Genomic DNA, 19,119 nt, shown 5'->3' with positions numbered 1-19,119 from the left:
AATTATGAACACTGGTAAACCAAGAAATTTTACAAGAAGAAAATCTTGTTTTATTACTAAAAATAATATTACTTATATTGATTATAAAGATATTGAATTACTAAGTAAATTTATGGGTAATAATAACAAAATTTTGCCAGCAAGAACAACAGGTACTAATCCAAAGTATCAACGTTTAATTGCTAAAAATATAAAACGTGCCCAAATCATGGGATTATTAAGATATTCAAGATAAAAAAATTGAGTAAGTTTACAAATCTTACTCAATTTTTATTTATTTTTATCTTAAAAATATTTTATTTTAAATAATAGTTTAAAATTAAAATAAAAAGACCTTAATAGTATTATATTACATAAAAGATAATGGCTGTTTTTAATATTAGTGTTATAGTATAATTAATAATATTAGAAGGAAGTGACAAAGTGTTCAAATCGTTAAGAAATTATCATTTAATAATGATTGTTTGATTAGTAGTTGAAATTTTAATTGGCTTGACTTATTTTATTGTTAATATTGAGACAGCAGAACAAGTGGTCACTATTACTGTAATTTTAAGTTTAGTTTTAGGTAATTTTATTATTGTTTGTCTTTATATTTTTCTATTTAGTTTATGAATTCGTCATCGTTATATTAACACAGCTGAAATCATAAAATTAAATAATGCACAAGCTTTAACTTTTGGTAGTGTTGGTATGATTGTTTTAGATAGTGATTTATCAATTATGTGAGTAAGTGAATTTTTAGAAGATAAAGGTTTAGGTAGATTAATTGGAAAATCAATTGTTAAACTATCAAGAGATTTAGAACAATTAATTAGTAATAATATTACTCAAATTACACTTAAAATTGAAGATATGCTTTATGATGCTATTTATTTAGTACAAACTAGAACAATTTTGTTACAAGAAACAACTAAATATCATTTCTTATATAATAAATTGCAACAAGAAAAATTAGTTTTTGGTGTAATTAGTATTGATAATTTTTATAATTCTTTACAAAAATTAAGAGTTGAGAATCAAATTCGTGTTGAAGCATTTATTAAAACTGAATTAAATGATTTTGCTAATAATTATTCAGGTTTATTATTAGGTAATATTGAAGATGGTTACAATATTTTACTTTATCAAAATGAATTTAATAAAGCAAGAAATGATAACTTTCCACTTATTAAAAATATTCGAGAAGGTGTTAAAAAATTTAAAGCAGATATTACGTTATCTGCTGGTTTCTCTTATGGTAATGCTATTAGTAAAGATCTATATGATTTGGCTATTGAAAGTAAAGAATTAGCAGTTTATCGTGGTGGTGATCAAGTAGTTATTCGTGAATTTGGTGGTAATACAGTTTTTATTGGAGGTACTATTGAAGCAAAACAATCAGAATCTAAAATTAATATTAGAATGTTTGCACAATCATTATATAATGAAATAAAATTAGCAGAAAACATTTTAGTTATGGGACATGCGGCTGCTGATTTTGATAGTATTTCTTCAGGAACAGCTATTATTGAAATTGCTAAAAGCTTAAATAAAAGTGCTCATTATGTTATTAATCAAAATGAAGTTGATGAAAAAACATTAAAAATTCTTCATGAACTTGTTCCTGAAAGTTATATTAGTCGTAATTTTATTACAGGTAAACAAGCACTTAAATTTCTTCATGCAAATACTTTATTAATTGTTGTTGATACTCATAATCCACAACGTGTTGATAGTCCTGATTTATTAAGTAAAGCTGTAAAAATTATTGTTATTGATCATCATCGTGTTTCTGATGAATCAATTAGTAGCACCATTACTTCTTATATTGATGCAGGAACTTCTTCAACAGCTGAAGCAATGACAGAAATTATTTATTATAATGATTTTAATAATATTGAATCAGAATTTTTATGAAATATAATGTTTGCAGGTATTTTAATTGATACTAATAATTTCCAAGTAAGAACAACAAGAAGAACTTTTGAAGCCTGTGGATTATTAACTGATTGAGGAGCTTCTCCTTCTAAAGTTAAAGGATTATTGAAAAATAGTTTAAATGAACTAATTGATAAATTTGCTTTAATTAGTCACGCCCAAGAAATTAAAAAAGGATTTTTAGTTGCTGTTGGTGATGAAAACTTAGAAGTACATACTTCATATTTAGCCCAAATTTCAGAAATGTTGTTAGACTTACGTGATTGTAAAGCATCATTTACTATTGCTTATGATCGTCAAGGACGTGCTTGTTTATCAGCACGAAGCAACGGTGAAATAAATGTTCAAATTATTTGTGAAAACTTAGGTGGTGGTGGTCACTTTAGTGCTGCTGCTGTCCAAAGTAGTAAATTGGGAATTAGAGCATTGTATGATGAATTGGTAAAATTAATTGAAAGTGGCGTATATCAAAGTGAGAGTGCTACTACTGAAAGGTATTAAAATTATTAAAATAGAAAGTGAGATGTTTACAATGAAAGTTGTCCTTTTAACGGATGTTAAAAATTATGGTAAAAAAGGTGAAGTTGTTAATGTTAGTGATGGTTATGGTAAAAATTATTTATTACCTAGAAAATTAGCTGTAATTGCTACATCAGAAGCATTAAAAATTAATCAAAAAGTAATTGAAAATAAAAAAATACAACGAGAAATGGAATTAGAAGATTTACAAAAAATTAAAGAACAATTAGCTTTAATTACTTTACAATTTAAATTAAAAAGTAATAATGGTAAAGTTTCTGGTGCTATTTCTTCAAAACAAATTTGTGAACAACTAGTGCAAAAATATAACATTAAAATTGATAAACATAAATTTGTTAAATTTAATCCTATTAATGAATTAGGTATAACTAACATTAATATTAAATTAGATGTTGCAATTATTGCACAATTAAAGGTTGAAGTTTTAGGAGAATAATTATGTCTAACAATGGTCAATATATAAATAATGCAGAAGTTAATGTTTTAAGTGCGATGATTCAATCATCACCAGCATGTGAAAGTGCATTAAATTTATTGGCACCACATGATTTTACAATTAATTCTAATCAAATTATTTTTAAAACAATTACTAATCTTTATAAAAATAATTCTGGTATTGATATAACAACTATTGCCGAAGAATTAGTTAAGCAAAATAATTTGGATAAAATTGGTGGAATTGAATATTTATCTTCTTTAGTGGCTCAATATATTACTGATGCTAATTTAAAAGAACACATTGATATTTTGATTGAAAGAACTACTAAACGACAATTAGAAAATGCTTTAAAAAATATAGGTAAAGAGTTACAAAGTGAAAAGTCAATTAATGAAGTTTTAATTGCTGCTGAAGCTCAAATTGTACAAGTAAGTAGTGAACGTAATCATGAAGAGATGTTACCAATTAGTGAACACATTGATGATGTGGTAACTAAAATTGAACAACTACAAAAATCAACAGTTAATATTACTGGTACAAGTTCAGGTATTAACAATTTGGATATGATTACTAGTGGTTTTCAGCGAGGTGACTTAATTATTTTAGCAGCTAGACCTTCAATGGGTAAAACCGCCTTAGCACTTAATTTTGCTTTAAATGCTGCTAATGAACAAGATAATAAAAACGATGTTGTTGTTATTTTTTCATTAGAAATGCCAAAAGATCAATTAATTACAAGAATGATTTCTTGTCAAGGACATTTTGATGCTAATCGTTTACGTAATAAGTCTAAATTTACACAGGCTGATTGAAATCGTATTAGTGCTACTGCTGAGCAATTGAAACAAAAAAGAATTATTATTGATGATACACCTGGTTTAAGAGTTTTAGAGTTGCAAACTAAATTAAGAAAATTAAGTCGTGAAAATAGCATTAAGTTAGTAATTATTGATTATTTACAGTTATTAACTGGTAGAGATAGTGAATCACGTCAACAAGAAGTTTCAAATATTTCTCGTAGTTTAAAAATTTTGGCAAGAGAATTAAGAGTACCAATTGTTTGTTTATCACAATTATCAAGAATGGTGGAGAGACGTGAAGAAAAACGTCCTTTAATGTCTGATTTACGTGAGTCAGGGGCTATTGAACAAGATGCTGATGTAATTATGTTTTTATATCGTGATGATTATTATAAGGAAAAAAATAGTGAAGAAACAACAAGTTCACAAGAAAGTAATCTTGCTGAAATTCTTATTTCTAAACATCGAAACGGCCCAACAGGAAAAGTAGTAACTGTTTTTATTCCAAAATGAGGTAAGTTTGAAAATTATACAGGATAAAAATAATAAAAAACCTAAAATTAAATTTTAGGTTTTTTATAAAAGAAGTTAATAAATTAAATTAATTAGTTTTTATTATCCTTTATCCTTCTGGATTTAAACTTTTAAATAGTTTTCCTTTATTATCACTAATTTTAGTTCCAGCGTAAACAATACTATTGACATTTAATAAACTATGTACTTCGCCACCACTGCTACTTCAACTAAAAATACCAATTGCTACTGTATAGACAACTTTAAATAATCTTCCTTTACCATCAGTAGTTCTTGTTCCAACAAAGATTGTATTATTGTCATTAACTAGACTTAAAACTTCGCCATTAGTTTCTTTTCAGTTGGTTACTAGTGTACTTGTACCATCTTCTTTAACTTTATATAAATCTCCTTGACCATCACCAGTTTTGGTTCCAATATAAATACTTTCGTTTGTTGAACTAGTTAAACTATAAATTTCACCATTATTTACATTTCATTTTGATAATATTGTTATTGTGTCATCTTTTGTAATTTTAATTAACTTTCCTGTATATGCATTATTAATAGGTGTTGTTTTAGTTCCAACATAGATTGTGCCATTGACATTTAGTAAACCACGAACTTCACCATTAGTATCTTTTCAATCAGATAGTGCTGTTATTGTATCATCATCAGTAATTTTAAATAAATTACCTTTGTCATCACCAGTTTTGGTTCCTGCATAAATAGTATTATTAATGTTTAATAGACTACATATTTCACCGTTGTTTTCATCTCATTTTGATAGTGCTGTTATTGTATCATCATCAGTAATTTTAAATAAATTACCTTTGCCATCGCCAGTTTTGGTTCCAACATAGATCGTATCATTAACATTTAATAAACTTTGAACTTTACCATTACTTTCTTTTCAATTTGTTAAAGGTGTTGTTGTGTCATCTTTTGTAATCTTAAATAAATTACCTTTGTCATCACCAGTTTTGGTTCCTGCATAAATAGTATTTTTATTATTAACTAAGCTTTGAATTTCACCATTATTTTCTTTTCAATTTGTTATTTCTTGAAAATTACTTGTTATATTACTTATACATGCAGTGACATTGCTTGTTGTTGCTACTGTAAATCCTAAAACACCTACAATTGATAGTATACTTTTTAAATTTTTCATAAAATAGCCCTTTTTCAAACTTTAACCCCTTTTATAAAATAGTATTTATAATACTTTTGAGTGTTATTTATAAAGTTAATGTAAGTATTTTAGAAAGATATTAAATTAGAAATCTATATTAAATTTTTTTGATTAATATATGAAGTATTTACAAAAGGTTCATTTAATAAATCATTAATTTCTTCGATATTTATGATTTTTTCTGTAGTTATTTCTTGAATTTTATTTCAACTTAAACTTAAAAAATTATTTATTTCAGTATCATTTAATTTTAAAATTTTGCTTATTATTTCCAAAGTATTATTTGTTATTTTAACAGTTTTTTTAATCTTTTTATAATATAGTGAAACATCCGCTAGTAATTCTAAGTTACTATAAAATTTATTTTCTTCTTTTTTTGAATTTATAAGTTTTACTAAGAACTCTTTGATTTGATCATTTTTATATTGTTTTTCTAAAATTGATTTAACTTCTAAGTCACATTTTTCATCTTCATAATTCATTGTTATATTGTCCCCTTTTTATTATTATAATTAATAAATTTAGCTTAAATATGCACTATTTATTTGAAGTTTAAAGTGTGCTCCTTTTACAGCATTTTTTGATTCTTCTTTTAAATGAATAGATAAATATATATTGCCATTATTACTATATCAAAAAAATGCTTGAGCATAGATATGAATAAAAACTAACGGAGTAATTCAACTGCCATAATAATACATAAATTCTATATTTCAAGTTTTGTTTTTTTCGGTGGTTGGCCCTTAATTACTGGACCATTTTTGATATAAAATTCTAAATTTTAATTTGTAAAATTGGTGGTTTTAGAAATTTAGAATGTATTCTTTCATAATTATAAAACATAACATATTGATTTACATCATTTATAGCTTCATTGATGGATAAATATTGATTTGATCCTTTAGGTAGTCATTCTTGAGATAAATGAGAAAATCAGTTTTCAGATAATACATTACCACCAATATCATAAGGTTGTTTTTTGCTTAAAATTATTTGTTTATCCTCTGCTCATTTTGTGATATCCTGACAATAAAATTCGTTGGCGTTATCTGAATGTAAAATAACATTTTTTACTTGATTTCAAGAAAATTGTTTGTTGATTTTTTCAAGAGCAGGAAGAATTAAATCCTGATATGATTTATTAGGAGCAATATTATAACTAACAACATTATTTGAATAAAAATCAATAATTACAAAAAGATATAATCATCCTTCTTTAGTATTTATTTGTTTAGTGTCCATTGATCAAATTTGATTTGAAGAGGTTGTACTTTTATAATCTTTGTTTACTTTATCCATTGTAGGTATTCACTTATTTGGATTTTTTTTGTTTTTAGGATAGTTATTTTTAGTTTGTTTTAATCCTTGAATATTGTGTTCTTTCATAATTTTTCGCATTTGTTTTATTGATAATTCTATATTTAAAATGATATTTTTTTCTTGTTTTAATCACTCTTTAAAAGCTGAAAAAATTCTTAAATATCCATAAATTCTGCCTTTTCTTGTAGAATGAAATTCGATTAAAAGTTGGCATATTTTTTGATATTTATGATTGCATTTAATAATATGATTTTCTTCTTTTTTAATAGGTTTTTGTTTATTTTTTAAAAAGTAATATGTTGATCTGTTTAATTGAAGATATTGACATAGGTTTCTAATTGAATATTGATTTTTACAATCATCAATAATTTTAATTTTTTCTTTGATATTTAATTTGTTAATTACTAATGCTATTTGTTTAATTTTATCCATTAATAAAAATCCTTTCAGGTTAAAATTAGTGTTAATTATATAACACAATTGTTTTTAGAATACATTCAGGTTTTTTAAATTAATGGTCTAGTAAAAAGGGCTAAGTGGCAAGTGGCAAGTGGCGTATACAAGTACTTTATCGGCCAGATATTATAAAGACGGATCAGAAATATTATTATATCAAGAAAATAATAATCCAAGAAAATTAACTCCAAGAGAGTGTGCTAATTTGCAAGGATTTCCAAGTAATTTTAAAATTATTGTTAGTGATAATCAATCTTATAAACAGTTTGGAAATTCGGTTGCTGTAGCAGTCGTTAGAGAAATAGCTAAAGAAATTGTTAAATTATTAGAAAGAGTAAAATTTTAATCATGAATATTGATAGTATTGAAAAAACAATATGAGATGAAAATATTTTGTTTTATAGAATATTAAAGTGATTAATTCAATCAAAAGTAAAGTCATCTGTTTTATTTGATTTACAAGTATTAATTGAAAGAAATAAAAATAAAAATTTGGATAGTAAATCTTGATATGAACTTATTATTAGTATATTAAATTATAAAACTAATGGCGAATCAAATAATATATCTGAATTATTATTAACAAATAATAAAAATGTAAATAATTTTATTATTTTTTTAGATTTTGTAATTTCTTTATTTCAATTAAAAGAACTTTTATGAGAAGAAGTTAAAACATTTACAAATTCCAGATTTGTAAAAAAAATTAGTAGTATAAATGATCCACTTAGTATAGAGTATGATATTAGTAGTTTAGAATATCCATATAGTTTTAGAGTAATTTTTTCATTAATAATTGATATGCTTATAAGATTTGATAATGGTAAAAGTAGTTTTATTTTAAATACATCAAATAATGAAATAATAAAATTAAATGAAAAAATTAAATTTTTATCAAAAAATAGTAATTTAAATAGTGCTGCAGTTTTTAATTTGATTATTAGTGAGAGTGTTAATCAATCAATAAAATCTACAGCTGGTTCAAGTTATGAAGCTAGAGTTAAGGAGAAATTTTTAGAATTCAAAGAAAATATTGAATTATTAAATAATTCTCATGATTCAAAGGACATATTCCGTAATTAAATTTAATTAATTGTCAATAAAATTGTTTTAAAACTATTTAGTGTTATTGAATATAGAAATAAATATTTTTTGAAAAAATAGTTTAAAAAATGAGTTTACATTTTAAACAAAAAATTGTTAATAATATTTTTATATTAACTCGATAAAAATTTAAATTTTAAAAAAATATTTTTAATATTTTTTTTATTTTAATGGTTTTATTTTATTAAAAATTTCACAAAGTAAGTTAAATCTTAAGTACATAAGTCTAAATTTAGATTTTCTACATTTATTTACTAAAATTTTGAATCTTTTCAATCAAGCAAAGACATGTTCAACTTTAATTCTAATTTTAGATACAATCTTATTGTATTTTCTTTCTTGTTTAGGGACGTATTGCAACCTTAGTTAGATTTAATAAAAATATAAATGAGAGATAAAACTCTCATTTTTTAATTGTTAAATAAAAAAACTTTAAAACTCTCGTAGATATTCTAATTGTGAGTACTAAATGTAAATACTACTACATGAGTATAAAAGAGTAATTTATTTATTTTTATTGAATTGTTATTGTATGAAATTGAAATTAAATTTGTATAGAAATGCAATAACCATAAACCCTGTTCTTTAATTATTAATAAATTATTACACATAAGGGGGGTTATATATTACATACATACCTCATCAATAATATCATAACATAAATAAATTAATTATTAAATATAATTTTTTATTTACGTATATGTGCTTCACTCATCAAGAGTGAAAGCACAATATATTACGTATACGTATTAATAAAAATATATATATAAGCCTTTTATCACTGTAGGTGATAAGGCTTATACGTAAAAATACGTATTAGAAAGGAATATTATATGCCAAATATTAGTTTAGATTTAAAAACTAAAATACAAGAATCAACTAATGGTGGAATATTATTAGAAATTGGTGAATATGAAACATGATTTCCTAAACAATATACTAGTATTGACGAAAATAATAAAAAAATAGCATTAAAAATATTTGAAAATTTTGATTATAAATTAGGTAAAAATTCAATTACAGAAAATATGAAAAGTATTAAAGGTAGTGAAGTTTTAAAATATATAAAAAATATTCCAGATATTACTACAAATGAAAATGAATTAATATCTTGTGAATTTTATGAACAATATAATGGTTATTATATTTTTACAAATGATAAAAATCAAGAATGTTTTAAATATAACATTACATGAGAACAAGATATGAAAAGTTTTAAAATAAATAATCCATATAATGATAATGATTTAGCAATAAATTATATTGTTACACCAATGAAAGATATAAATACTCATAATGAAAAAATATTTTATTTAAAGTATTAAAGGAAATTAATATGTTATTAAATGTTGAAAAAATAGAATTAATAAAAAAATTATGTAATGAAAAATTACTTAAAAATAAAAAATATATTGAAATACAAGAAATATTAAAAATTATAGAAAGAGAGTAATTAATTATGTTGAATTTAAAAGAAGATAAAAGAATATATTTAAAATATGAAGAAATTGAAAAAATATTTGGTTCATGTGATATATGTAATAAAAATTCATCATTTGCAAATAGAACTTGTAATAAATGTTTTTATAAATTAATAGGTGAAAAAAATGAAATGTAATATACATAATGAAAAATATATATGATTTTCTGAATTAGAAAAAACATATTATTGTAATAAATGTATTGATGAAATGATTGAAGAAGATATGTATTTAACATCAAATAATTGAGATTACTTATATGAATATTATATTAATGAATTACAATTAGAAAATTTTAAAGGAGTGTAAATATGAATAGATTAGAATTACAAAATGCAAGAAAATTAATAGAAAAATTTGAAGAATTACAAGAAGAATTTAATAGTAAATATGAAAATAGTTTAGATGTTAGAATTGATGATGATTATGAATTAAACATTAGTAATGATTATTTTACATATGAAGATGTAAATAAATTAGAACAAGCAATTATTGATTATAAAAGAATTTTTAAAGGTTAAAGGAGATAAATAAATATGGTAGCAGCAGCACTTAAAAAACATGAAGATAAATTATTAATTAAAAATTTAAAAATTCGTCTTACTAAAAATGATCATTATGAATTAAAAACATATTGTTATGAAAGAAATATAACTATGAATGATTTTGTAAGGGATTTAATAAAAAATGCAATAAATAGAAAGAGTGATAAATAATGAATAATTTATATAAAAAAATACTTAAATTACAATTAGAAATTGGTAGTACACCTAAAAATGGTTTTAATACTCATGGTAATTATAAATATTGATTATTAAGTGATATTTTTAATAAATTAAAAGGACTATGTAGAGAACTAAATATACTTATTTTACATTCAGATAATTCAGAAAATATGAATATAAATAAAATAGAAAATATTAAAGAATTTATGGATAAAAATAATAATAAAATACAAAATGTAACAAAAGAAATAGAAGTTTCATATCAAAAAAAATATTCAATTATTGATTTAGATAATATAGAATTTAGAGAAGATTTTAATATTTTTGCTTGTGCTAAAAATACAGATATAGCAAAAGCAAAAGGTAGTGCAGAAACTTATGCTTATAGATATTTTTTAATGAATTTACTTTTATTAAGTGAAGATGAACTTGACCCAGATAATGATAATGTTAATTTAATTCAAAATAATAAACAACAAAATAATTATATTAATAATAATGTAAAAATACAAAATGAAAAATGAGAACCAAGTGAAAAACAATTAGATTATTTTGAAAAATATATGATTACAAATACAGTTTTATTTGATGAATGTATAAGAGAAGATATGGAAAGATTAAATCCAAATAATAATAAAGATTTTTTAATATTAATGGGTGAAAATTATTTAAAAACTTTATTTGATAAATTTAAAGAAATTCGTGAAAGATTTAAAAATTTAAAAAATAATAATAAAAGTGAATATAGAAATTATGAATAAATGTAAATATTGTAATAAAAGAATTTGATTAACTAATTATTGATGTATGAATTGTTTAAAAATATTAGTTATAAATTTAAATAAAAAAAAGGAGAAAAAATAATATGAATAAAGAAAAATTAATTAGTTGACTAAATATAATTTTAGATAGTGATATAGAACAATATAATAAAGAAAAAGACATATATTATTTAAATAAATTAAGAGGTTCAATTGATTTTATTAAAATTTTAATTAATAAAATAAAATGTGGAGAGTTTGATAATGAATAAAGAAAATTACTATATATTTACATATAAAGAATGTCAATTATTAGAAGAGAAATATAAATTAGATTTTCCTTATTATGTTGGTAATAAATTAAGAAGTGAATGTGATGAGTGTAAAAGTATTACTGATAATGATGTATTAGATTGAATTAATGAAGAAATGGCAAAAGTTGAAAATTTATTAAAAAAATATAAAAATAAAAAAATGTTAAAAGGTTATTATTTAGGATTAGAAAAAGCAAAATCTTATTTTGTTTGTAGAGAGGGACAATAATAATGAATAATTATTTACTTTCAATTGACCCAAGTATTAAAAATACTGGATTTACTTTATGAAAAAAAACAAAAAGAATTAGTGAATGTGAAGTTAATTATAATGAAATTGAATATATCGATGAATGAAAACCGATATGAATAAGCAGTTATAATTTTAATAAATATGAAATAAAAACATCATTAGAATTAAAATGAAAAATTAGAGATTATATTATTCCTAATATTGATACAAAACCTAATAATACTTATCCATGATTAGAAAAATTTGATTTAATCATTGAACGTGGTACTTTTCATAGTAAAAATGGTATTGGTTATGAAACACAAGAACATTTAAGAGGTTTTATTGCTGGTCAATTTAATAAATTAATAACAAAAGATATGTTAATAAGTCCAAGTGAATGAAAGAAATGATATAAAGAAAATTATAAAAATATAGAAATAAATTATAATAATTGAAAAAAAGAATATTCTTTAATATTAGTTAAAGATTTAATTACTTTTAATAATTGAAATATAACAATATCAAATCATGATGAAGCAGATAGTTTATTAATTGGTTGATATTATTTAAATAAGGAGAATAAATAATGAAATGTTTACTGTGTGAAAAAAGAGCAGTAGGAAGTCGAAAAATTATGAAATTAGAAGCATATAGTAACGATAATTTTTCATTTAACTTATATTTTTGTAAAAAACATTTAGAAAAAGAATTAAATATGAATGGTATAAAAATTAAGGAGAATAAATAATGTTTATGAATTTTAAATTAAAAAAAATAACAAAAATTAATAAATTATTAGATGAAAGAGCTTCTTTTTTACATATGTATTTACTTTATAGTAATGAACAAATAAAAAAAGATGTAACTATTATTTATTTAAATAATTATTTAAATAAATTAAATAAGGAAGTAAAATAATGCAAAAACAAAAACAAGAAAAAGTATTACTTAAATGTATTGTTAAAGATTGTAATAGTAAAGTATTAGTTACTTTAAAAATTGGAAATATAGAAGATAGTGCTGTTCAATTTTTTAATATGTGTTATTTTCATAAAAAACAATTTAAAAATAAAATAAAAGAAATTAAAAATAAGGAGTAAATAATGAATTTATGAGACTTTTTAAAATATAGTGATAAATATAATGTTTTTAAAATATTTACTGAAGATAAAGAAATATATTTTTCATGAAATGGTGGAAATAGTGAATTAGATGATGACCGTACTTTATTAGGTTATGAATTAGCAGACTGAAAAGTATTATCATATAAGTTAGACCCAGATAGTTTAGAAATTGAAGTATTTGTTGCACCAGATAATCAATTAATGCAAAATTATAATCATTTTCCAAAAACAAAAGAAGAAAGATTAAATTATAATAAGGAGTAAATAATGATAATGATAAATTGTACAATAGATGAATTTTTAAATAAATGAAAAAAAGAAAAACATTATGATGTAAGTGTTGGTAATTTTTCAGGTGAAGGAGATTTTACTTTAAATTTTAAAGATTTGCATATTGACAAAAATAATATTGAAGAATTTGAAGAATTATTAAATGATTATAATATTAATAGAAAAATTTGAGAAAAAATAGAAAAATGTAAACAATGTCATCATCATAATTCTCAAATAGAAATTAATGATGATGATGAATAAAATAATTAAATAATCTATATTTAATATAGAAAATATGATATAATTAATAAAGAGAAATTACTCATTCCTAAATAATTTCTCTTTTTTATTTTTTTTGATTTATAATATTATTAACAAATAAAAAAATGGGAATGAGTTTTTATTTATGAGTAATAATAATATAAATGAATATTGATTATATTTAGATGATAGTGGTAAATTTCTTAATAAAAGCGATAAACATGTAATTTATGGTGGTATTATTTTTAATAATAAAAATAAAAGAAATAATTTTATTAAAAGTTTTATTGAAGCAAAAAAGAAAGTAACAAAAAAATCTGAAATAAAAGGAGATGATATTGCTAAAAAATATATTAAATTTAAAAAAAGTCCTTATAAAAAAGCAGATATAGAAAATTTAATTAGTAAATACAAAATAATAGATAATTTATTTTGCGTTTGAACATGCAAAAAAGATTTAATTTTACCAACTTCAGATGAAGAACATGCAAAATTAAAAAATAATGAATTAATTGCTTTATTAATAAAAAAATTAATTGAAAATAAAACTATATTACCTAATTCAAATATAAATTTATATATTGATGATATTTATACACAACCTATTCAAGAAATAGATGCAATTAATTTAAAATCATATCTAAATAAAAATTATTCAAAAAATGGAATAATTAGATTTTTAAGAACAAAAAATATAATCATTAATAAAGTAAAATACTTAGATTCTAAAATATATAATTGTATACAGGCATGTGATATTATTGCAAATTTTTGTAATAAATATTTAAATAAACATAAAGACGCAAAACAATTATTAAATATATTTGAAAATTTTGAATTTAATATAATTGCTTGTAAGTTTCCGGTAATTATATATAATAATAGTATATTAGATATAAAATGCTGTTGGTCAGAGTCTAGTCAGGTAAATACTACTGGAAATAAAGTTGCTGGTGTGTTCTTAGAGAGCAGGCAAGCTGCCCAACAAGATAAGGAATAATTTTTATTCCTTTTTCTTTTTATATAAAAAAAGTTACCTTAATTGGTAACTTTTTAATTAGATTGTGAAATATTATTTTGTATAATTTTTATTATTTATTTTTTTATCTAAAAATTCTATTCTTTTAGATAATTTATTTTTTTCTTCTTTTCATAATTCTAAATTTGATTTATTTTCTTTAACAGCAAATAATAATTTATATTTATAATCAATTTTAACATGATTATTGTTAAACAATATTATTCACCCAATTAATAAGCCAAAAATATTTGTACTTAATAATAATAATAATAAGCCTCATGAATTATTTCTTTTACACATAACTATTCCATAGGTAATAGTTAAAAATCAAATCGGAAAGATTATAAATACTGATAATAATATGATTAATATTAATGTTCCTATTGTCATTTTTTAACCTTTCTTTTTTTAATTTTATTATAACAAATTATCTTGCATTTAAAATTATTTTGTATATATTTGCAGTAATGTTATTAACATATCTTCTACCATATCCAATATTACCTTGAGACTTTATATATCCTTCTACTTTTCCTATACCAATAGCAAAATTAAAAGTTCAATTTAAATTATTATTAGTAATAGTTAATCCAATAGATGGATTATTAATTATAGAAAAATTAACTTCAAAAGGATAAGGAGTCATAGTTGATTTTAAGTTAAATTCAAAATTATTTAATTTATAAGTAGTATCTGGTTGTCAATAAGCAAGTGCCATAGGCACATAACCAGTAGTTTTATCATTATTAAATTTAGTATGTGAAACATTATTTTTAAAATTTTCAAAAATTAAATCATTAAGATTTATAGATAAAAATGTATCTATATTCTTATTGCTAAAACTTTCTGTAGTTGAAAATTTTAAGCCTCGATTATTTCCTATATTATTAATTTCTTCTTTAGTATCAAAATTATATTTATAGTAAATATCTATGCTTTTATAATATCTTTTTAAATCATTAAAAGTATTAATTAATAATGTTGGGTCTAGTTTTGATTTAATATCAAATGTTTCATTTAATATTGAAATATTATTACCATTAAGTCATTCTCTAGTATTAGAAGACATAAAATCATCGGTATTAATTAAGGGAATATTATTACTACTATAATTAATAGATAAATTTTTAGTATTAATAATAATACTTTTTGCTATATTTTGTGGACTTGGTGGTAATATTTTTGCTGGATATGAAAATGTAGTTTCTTCACTTTCTTCATATTCATCATGATTTAATTTATATAAAGTTGTTCAATTAAAAGCATTACCAGTTAAATAACCCATATTATTATATCTAAACTGTGCAACTGATATTTCATTATAATCACCTTGATAAGTAAAAGGATTATCACTATAAAATGTATGTCTTTCTTCACCTTGATGTAAACTTTGAGTTACAATTGTATCAATAATATAAGCATAATTTGAACCATCAATAACTCCATTTGCTGTTGGATTTCATTGACATTCAGTATCTTCATTTGTAAAAGGACTTGCTATATCTAAAAATTCAGTATCTTCTGCTAATATATAAACTTTATTATTTTTCTTTTGTGATAAATCAACAGTTGATATTTGTTCTTTAGTAGTTAATTTCTTACCAGTAGTAGGGTCTCATGGATATACACTTACTCTATCACTTAATTTCATTGTCATAGCAGTTGTTGAAACATTTGCACCTAATAATTTACCAATAGTAAAATCATTATCATTTGTAAAAGCATTTAAAGGAATTAAACCACCATTACCAATAATACTTTCTAAATTACTTGTAAAAAATGCACTCATAAAACCATTAAAATATAACATTTTTTTATATTGTTGAGCATTTTGAGTAATAACTCAACTACTTCATATACCTAATGTTAAAGCATTTAATAATTTACCAATTAAAGGAATATCACTTAAAGCAAAAGGTAATCATTGTTGACTATCATAAGGCATTTGTATTAAAGGACTAAATACTACACTATTAAAATTTAAAATAGCAGACATATATTTTTGACTTATTTTTGAATAATCTACAGTTGGACTACCAATAATTAAATGAGTATCTGGGTCTTTATATTTAAAATTACTTGACATATCTACATTATAATTACCAGTTAAATTATTTATATTTCATTCACTATCTCAAAAGAATTTTGCTTCTCCTACTGATGTACCATTACTTAATCTTGCCTTATCTTTATCAAAAGCAAGCATACCTTTAAAATCTTTTGTTACAAATAAATTATCTTGAAAATTTAATGAAGTTTTTAATCATTCTGTAAAATTTTTAAAATTAGTAAATCCAGTTGGTTTTGCGTCCATTATATTATAAAATGTTGTTTCTGGATGACTACTTGTTGTTATTTTATCATTTATACCAGCAAGTAAACCACCATTATTTTTAATATCAGTTGTAGATTTTTCATTATTACCAGCAATAAATAATCTTCTTGAAGCAAATACTTTACTTTCAAATATTTCTTCATTATTTTGTTGTATTGGTTCTTGACCTTGAATTATTGGTCTTCCATAATAATAACAACTAGAAAGTAATTCTAATCCATATGATTGTCTATGACTATATCTTACTCCTATATCACGCATTAAAGTACGATTTAAAGTTACTTTTCCTTGTTGAATAGTAGGGAAAGCATAACCACTACCAGGACTTGCATATTGTACAAAATCAAGTGTATTTTGACCACTTGCAACTACTCTATCATTTAAACTACTAAAAGTTAATACTTGCATACTAAATGCACCATTATAAGGACTATAATAATTTGTTACATTTGAAATATATAATAATTGTCTATCTTGATTTTTACCACTATTACCACCAATATTTTCATTTTCATCATTAAATACTACAAAAAATTGTAAATAATCATCAATTGTAATATGTTCTTCAAACATTACTAAAGTATATTGTCTTTTTGTTTGTACTGTTTTAAATATTTGATTATTTGGTAAATTACTAAAATCAACACCACTTGTATCATCAATTAAATAAGCATTTCAATAATCTCCAATTTTATATTGTTTTGTATAAAATTCATCTTGACCATTAACTTTATGTATTTCTTCATTAATTTTACCTTTATTTTTTTGATATATTTTTGTACTATTTTTTCAAATACATACAACTGGAGTAGTACCAGTTAATATTAATTCATATTGACCAAAATCACTAATTTTACTATTAATTGGTTTATAACCAGTTTCAGTTAAAGGAATTGCTCCATTATTAATAACAAATGGAAATATTTTTCAAAAACTACATCTTTTAATTAGCAATTGTTGTCTTTTTAATTGAAGATGTAGATGTTTCATTAATTGAATTTGTTGATGTATCATTTTGATTATCTCCTAATAATTTTATTTCTTCTTTATCTTCTTCTATTATTTCTTTATAATGTTTTTTTGCTTGTTGTTTTGTTACTTCATCTAATTCAGCAATAGCTTGTGTATATGACATTGTTCTATCTGCTAATCTTTGACTAATCATTTCTTGTTTTAATAATTGGTCAGTCATAGCAATAGGTAAAAATTTAAATGAATAAGGTCTATCTCCAATACCATCTCATAATTTTTCATGAATTAATAACATATCAAAAAATCTATAAAAATAATATGAATAATGACTTATTTTAGTTTCTGTAGTTTCCATATCATTTTTATTATTAAATAATGATTTAGTTTTATTTTCATAATTTACACCAGAAAATTCATTATAATCATAACCTGCACCATTTCATATATCTTTACCTAAATCATCTTTATCTAAAATATAATTACTTGCTTTAAAATTACCTTGTATAACTTCCATACCACCAGCACCAGATTTATTATAGCCAGCAGTACCAACATTAACTACAATATTTTTTTTAGGATTATCAATAATTTTTCCATGTTCAATCATATTTTTAACAGTTTCATTATCAAATGCACCAAATAAAGTTGTAACATTTAAATCTCTATCAACATTTCTTTGAGTATAAGATTTATGATAATATTCAATTAAATTTCAAACTGGATAAGTATCTGGATATGCATTTAAAGTTGTTGAATTACCATAAAAATTAACCATTGGTAAATTTGTTATTTCTAATATTGGTAAATAATTTCAAGGATTTTTAATTTCATAACTATATTTTGGTGTTAATTCTGGTTTTAATTTTGTATGTGCTGTTCCTAAAATAATTTCTTTTTCATTTTTATTATCATTTTTATAAGTTTCAAATCTTATTTTTCCATTTTCAGCAATTACTCAAGTTAATGTTGCACTATCTGCTTGTTCATTTATAAAAAAGAATTCTGCACATTGTTCTTCTTCATTATATTTAGCAACTCTACCAGCAAATGAATTAGGTAATACTTTTAAACTTGTACTATTATCTTTATAAATAATAGGCATTATATATACTTTTCCAAGTAAACTTTCTTGAATTCCAAATTTATATAATTTTTCAAATCATTTATCACTAATAATTTTATTAGTAAAATATTTTAAAATTTCATCTTTTTCACTATCAAATAATAAACCTTTACCTAATCATAATTTAGTTGATTTTTGAGCAATTCTCATAGGAATATCACTATATCATTCTCTTCTATTACAAGAAAGATATTCTAATGGATTATTCAT

27 protein-coding genes and 1 pseudogene are annotated in these 19,119 nt (G+C 21.9%); 21 read left to right on the top strand and 7 right to left on the bottom strand.

The window, feature by feature from the left end; genetic code table 4:
• The first annotated feature begins 4 nt into the window (after positions 1-4).
• The 4 genes from rpsR (at position 5) to dnaB (ending at position 4,239) form a co-directional block, all read left to right on the top strand.
• The gene (gene rpsR, locus AAHM89_RS12440; RefSeq protein WP_174481285.1) at positions 5-235 is read left to right on the top strand and encodes a 30S ribosomal protein S18; all 231 of its coding nucleotides are present in this window, start codon (positions 5-7) and stop codon (positions 233-235) included.
• A 188-nt stretch (positions 236-423) separates the two neighbouring features.
• Entirely contained in the window at positions 424-2,421 is a 1,998-nt protein-coding gene (locus AAHM89_RS12435; RefSeq protein WP_252320081.1) for a DHH family phosphoesterase, read from the top strand.
• Positions 2,422-2,452: 31 nt separating this feature from the next.
• A complete protein-coding gene (gene rplI / locus AAHM89_RS12430) occupies positions 2,453-2,896 on the top strand; it encodes a 50S ribosomal protein L9 (protein WP_342266512.1) in 444 nt (147 codons plus the stop codon).
• Positions 2,897-2,898: 2 nt separating this feature from the next.
• The gene (gene dnaB / locus AAHM89_RS12425; RefSeq protein WP_252320077.1) at positions 2,899-4,239 is read left to right on the top strand and encodes a replicative DNA helicase; all 1,341 of its coding nucleotides are present in this window, start codon (positions 2,899-2,901) and stop codon (positions 4,237-4,239) included.
• A gap of 82 nt (positions 4,240-4,321) precedes the next feature.
• Here dnaB and AAHM89_RS12420 read toward each other — a convergent pair whose 3' ends face one another.
• The 3 genes from AAHM89_RS12420 to AAHM89_RS12410 all read right to left on the bottom strand — a co-directional run bounded on the left by AAHM89_RS12420 (position 4,322) and on the right by AAHM89_RS12410 (position 7,156).
• Positions 4,322-5,383, bottom strand: coding sequence for a hypothetical protein (locus AAHM89_RS12420; protein ID WP_342266511.1), 1,062 nt, complete (start codon positions 5,381-5,383; stop codon positions 4,322-4,324).
• A 113-nt stretch (positions 5,384-5,496) separates the two neighbouring features.
• Positions 5,497-5,886, bottom strand: coding sequence for a hypothetical protein (locus AAHM89_RS12415; RefSeq protein WP_342266510.1), 390 nt, complete (start codon positions 5,884-5,886; stop codon positions 5,497-5,499).
• A 292-nt stretch (positions 5,887-6,178) separates the two neighbouring features.
• The gene (locus tag AAHM89_RS12410) at positions 6,179-7,156 is read right to left on the bottom strand and encodes an IS3 family transposase (protein WP_342265776.1); all 978 of its coding nucleotides are present in this window, start codon (positions 7,154-7,156) and stop codon (positions 6,179-6,181) included.
• Between the two features lie 124 nt (positions 7,157-7,280).
• Here AAHM89_RS12410 and AAHM89_RS12405 point away from each other — a divergent pair.
• Together AAHM89_RS12405 and AAHM89_RS12400 are read left to right on the top strand one after the other, a co-directional pair.
• Positions 7,281-7,526: pseudogene (locus tag AAHM89_RS12405) on the top strand (DNA cytosine methyltransferase); the annotation flags it as partial.
• Between the two features lie 2 nt (positions 7,527-7,528).
• A complete protein-coding gene (locus AAHM89_RS12400; RefSeq protein WP_342266508.1) occupies positions 7,529-8,263 on the top strand; it encodes a hypothetical protein in 735 nt (244 codons plus the stop codon).
• 183 nt (positions 8,264-8,446) lie between these two features.
• Here AAHM89_RS12400 and AAHM89_RS12395 read toward each other — a convergent pair whose 3' ends face one another.
• Positions 8,447-8,644, bottom strand: a complete 198-nt coding sequence (locus AAHM89_RS12395) for a transposase family protein (RefSeq protein WP_342266507.1) — start codon at positions 8,642-8,644, stop codon at positions 8,447-8,449.
• A gap of 473 nt (positions 8,645-9,117) precedes the next feature.
• Here AAHM89_RS12395 and AAHM89_RS12390 point away from each other — a divergent pair, with 473 nt between their 5' ends.
• From AAHM89_RS12390 to AAHM89_RS12320, 15 genes are all read left to right on the top strand, one after another.
• The gene (locus AAHM89_RS12390) at positions 9,118-9,609 is read left to right on the top strand and encodes a hypothetical protein (protein WP_342265952.1); all 492 of its coding nucleotides are present in this window, start codon (positions 9,118-9,120) and stop codon (positions 9,607-9,609) included.
• A 134-nt stretch (positions 9,610-9,743) separates the two neighbouring features.
• A complete protein-coding gene (locus AAHM89_RS12385) occupies positions 9,744-9,902 on the top strand; it encodes a hypothetical protein (RefSeq protein WP_342265953.1) in 159 nt (52 codons plus the stop codon).
• Complete coding sequence (locus tag AAHM89_RS12380; RefSeq protein WP_342265954.1) at positions 9,892-10,074, top strand: hypothetical protein; 183 nt, start codon at positions 9,892-9,894, stop codon at positions 10,072-10,074. Before AAHM89_RS12385 ends, AAHM89_RS12380 begins: the two co-directional genes overlap by 11 nt.
• Positions 10,075-10,076: 2 nt before the next feature.
• Positions 10,077-10,286 carry a hypothetical protein gene (locus AAHM89_RS12375; RefSeq protein WP_342265955.1) on the top strand — a complete coding sequence of 70 codons (210 nt, stop codon included), beginning with the start codon at positions 10,077-10,079 and terminating at the stop codon, positions 10,284-10,286.
• 15 nt (positions 10,287-10,301) lie between these two features.
• Positions 10,302-10,481: a hypothetical protein gene (locus AAHM89_RS12370; protein WP_342265956.1), complete on the top strand. Its 180-nt coding sequence runs from the start codon at positions 10,302-10,304 to the stop codon at positions 10,479-10,481.
• A complete protein-coding gene (locus AAHM89_RS12365; protein ID WP_342265957.1) occupies positions 10,481-11,251 on the top strand; it encodes an ERF family protein in 771 nt (256 codons plus the stop codon). The genes AAHM89_RS12370 and AAHM89_RS12365 overlap by 1 nt, the downstream gene beginning before the upstream one ends.
• Before the next feature lie 104 nt (positions 11,252-11,355).
• Positions 11,356-11,523, top strand: a complete 168-nt coding sequence (locus tag AAHM89_RS12360; RefSeq protein ID WP_342265958.1) for a hypothetical protein — start codon at positions 11,356-11,358, stop codon at positions 11,521-11,523.
• Positions 11,516-11,794 carry a hypothetical protein gene (locus tag AAHM89_RS12355; RefSeq protein WP_342265959.1) on the top strand — a complete coding sequence of 93 codons (279 nt, stop codon included), beginning with the start codon at positions 11,516-11,518 and terminating at the stop codon, positions 11,792-11,794. Before AAHM89_RS12360 ends, AAHM89_RS12355 begins: the two co-directional genes overlap by 8 nt.
• Positions 11,795-11,796: 2 nt before the next feature.
• On the top strand, positions 11,797-12,387 hold the full coding sequence (locus AAHM89_RS12350; protein WP_342266506.1) for a hypothetical protein: 591 nt from the start codon (positions 11,797-11,799) through the stop codon (positions 12,385-12,387).
• A complete protein-coding gene (locus AAHM89_RS12345) occupies positions 12,387-12,548 on the top strand; it encodes a hypothetical protein (RefSeq protein WP_342266041.1) in 162 nt (53 codons plus the stop codon). Before AAHM89_RS12350 ends, AAHM89_RS12345 begins: the two co-directional genes overlap by 1 nt.
• The gene (locus AAHM89_RS12340; protein WP_342265961.1) at positions 12,548-12,718 is read left to right on the top strand and encodes a hypothetical protein; all 171 of its coding nucleotides are present in this window, start codon (positions 12,548-12,550) and stop codon (positions 12,716-12,718) included. Before AAHM89_RS12345 ends, AAHM89_RS12340 begins: the two co-directional genes overlap by 1 nt.
• Positions 12,718-12,900, top strand: coding sequence for a hypothetical protein (locus AAHM89_RS12335; protein WP_339047164.1), 183 nt, complete (start codon positions 12,718-12,720; stop codon positions 12,898-12,900). Before AAHM89_RS12340 ends, AAHM89_RS12335 begins: the two co-directional genes overlap by 1 nt.
• Positions 12,901-12,903: 3 nt before the next feature.
• The gene (locus tag AAHM89_RS12330; RefSeq protein WP_342265962.1) at positions 12,904-13,188 is read left to right on the top strand and encodes a hypothetical protein; all 285 of its coding nucleotides are present in this window, start codon (positions 12,904-12,906) and stop codon (positions 13,186-13,188) included.
• Between the two features lie 3 nt (positions 13,189-13,191).
• Positions 13,192-13,458, top strand: a complete 267-nt coding sequence (locus tag AAHM89_RS12325; RefSeq protein ID WP_342266505.1) for a hypothetical protein — start codon at positions 13,192-13,194, stop codon at positions 13,456-13,458.
• Between the two features lie 145 nt (positions 13,459-13,603).
• Complete coding sequence (locus AAHM89_RS12320; RefSeq protein WP_342265964.1) at positions 13,604-14,458, top strand: DUF3800 domain-containing protein; 855 nt, start codon at positions 13,604-13,606, stop codon at positions 14,456-14,458.
• Between the two features lie 72 nt (positions 14,459-14,530).
• On the opposite strand, the gene AAHM89_RS12315 is transcribed toward AAHM89_RS12320, so the two are convergent.
• The 3 genes from AAHM89_RS12315 to AAHM89_RS12305 all read right to left on the bottom strand — a co-directional run bounded on the left by AAHM89_RS12315 (position 14,531) and on the right by AAHM89_RS12305 (position 19,119).
• Positions 14,531-14,695 carry a hypothetical protein gene (locus AAHM89_RS12315; RefSeq protein WP_342266504.1) on the bottom strand — a complete coding sequence of 55 codons (165 nt, stop codon included), beginning with the start codon at positions 14,693-14,695 and terminating at the stop codon, positions 14,531-14,533.
• A 211-nt stretch (positions 14,696-14,906) separates the two neighbouring features.
• Complete coding sequence (locus tag AAHM89_RS12310) at positions 14,907-17,828, bottom strand: hypothetical protein (RefSeq protein ID WP_342266503.1); 2,922 nt, start codon at positions 17,826-17,828, stop codon at positions 14,907-14,909.
• Complete coding sequence (locus tag AAHM89_RS12305) at positions 17,758-19,119, bottom strand: hypothetical protein (RefSeq protein WP_342265966.1); 1,362 nt, start codon at positions 19,117-19,119, stop codon at positions 17,758-17,760. The genes AAHM89_RS12310 and AAHM89_RS12305 overlap by 71 nt, the downstream gene beginning before the upstream one ends.

Source organism: Spiroplasma endosymbiont of Villa modesta (assembly GCF_964030925.1).
Classification (GTDB): Bacteria; Bacillota_I; Bacilli_A; order Mycoplasmatales; family VBWQ01; genus Spiroplasma_E.
The sequence above is the reverse complement of the archived record's forward strand: the minus strand, read 5'-3'. Positions and strand labels throughout refer to the sequence as shown.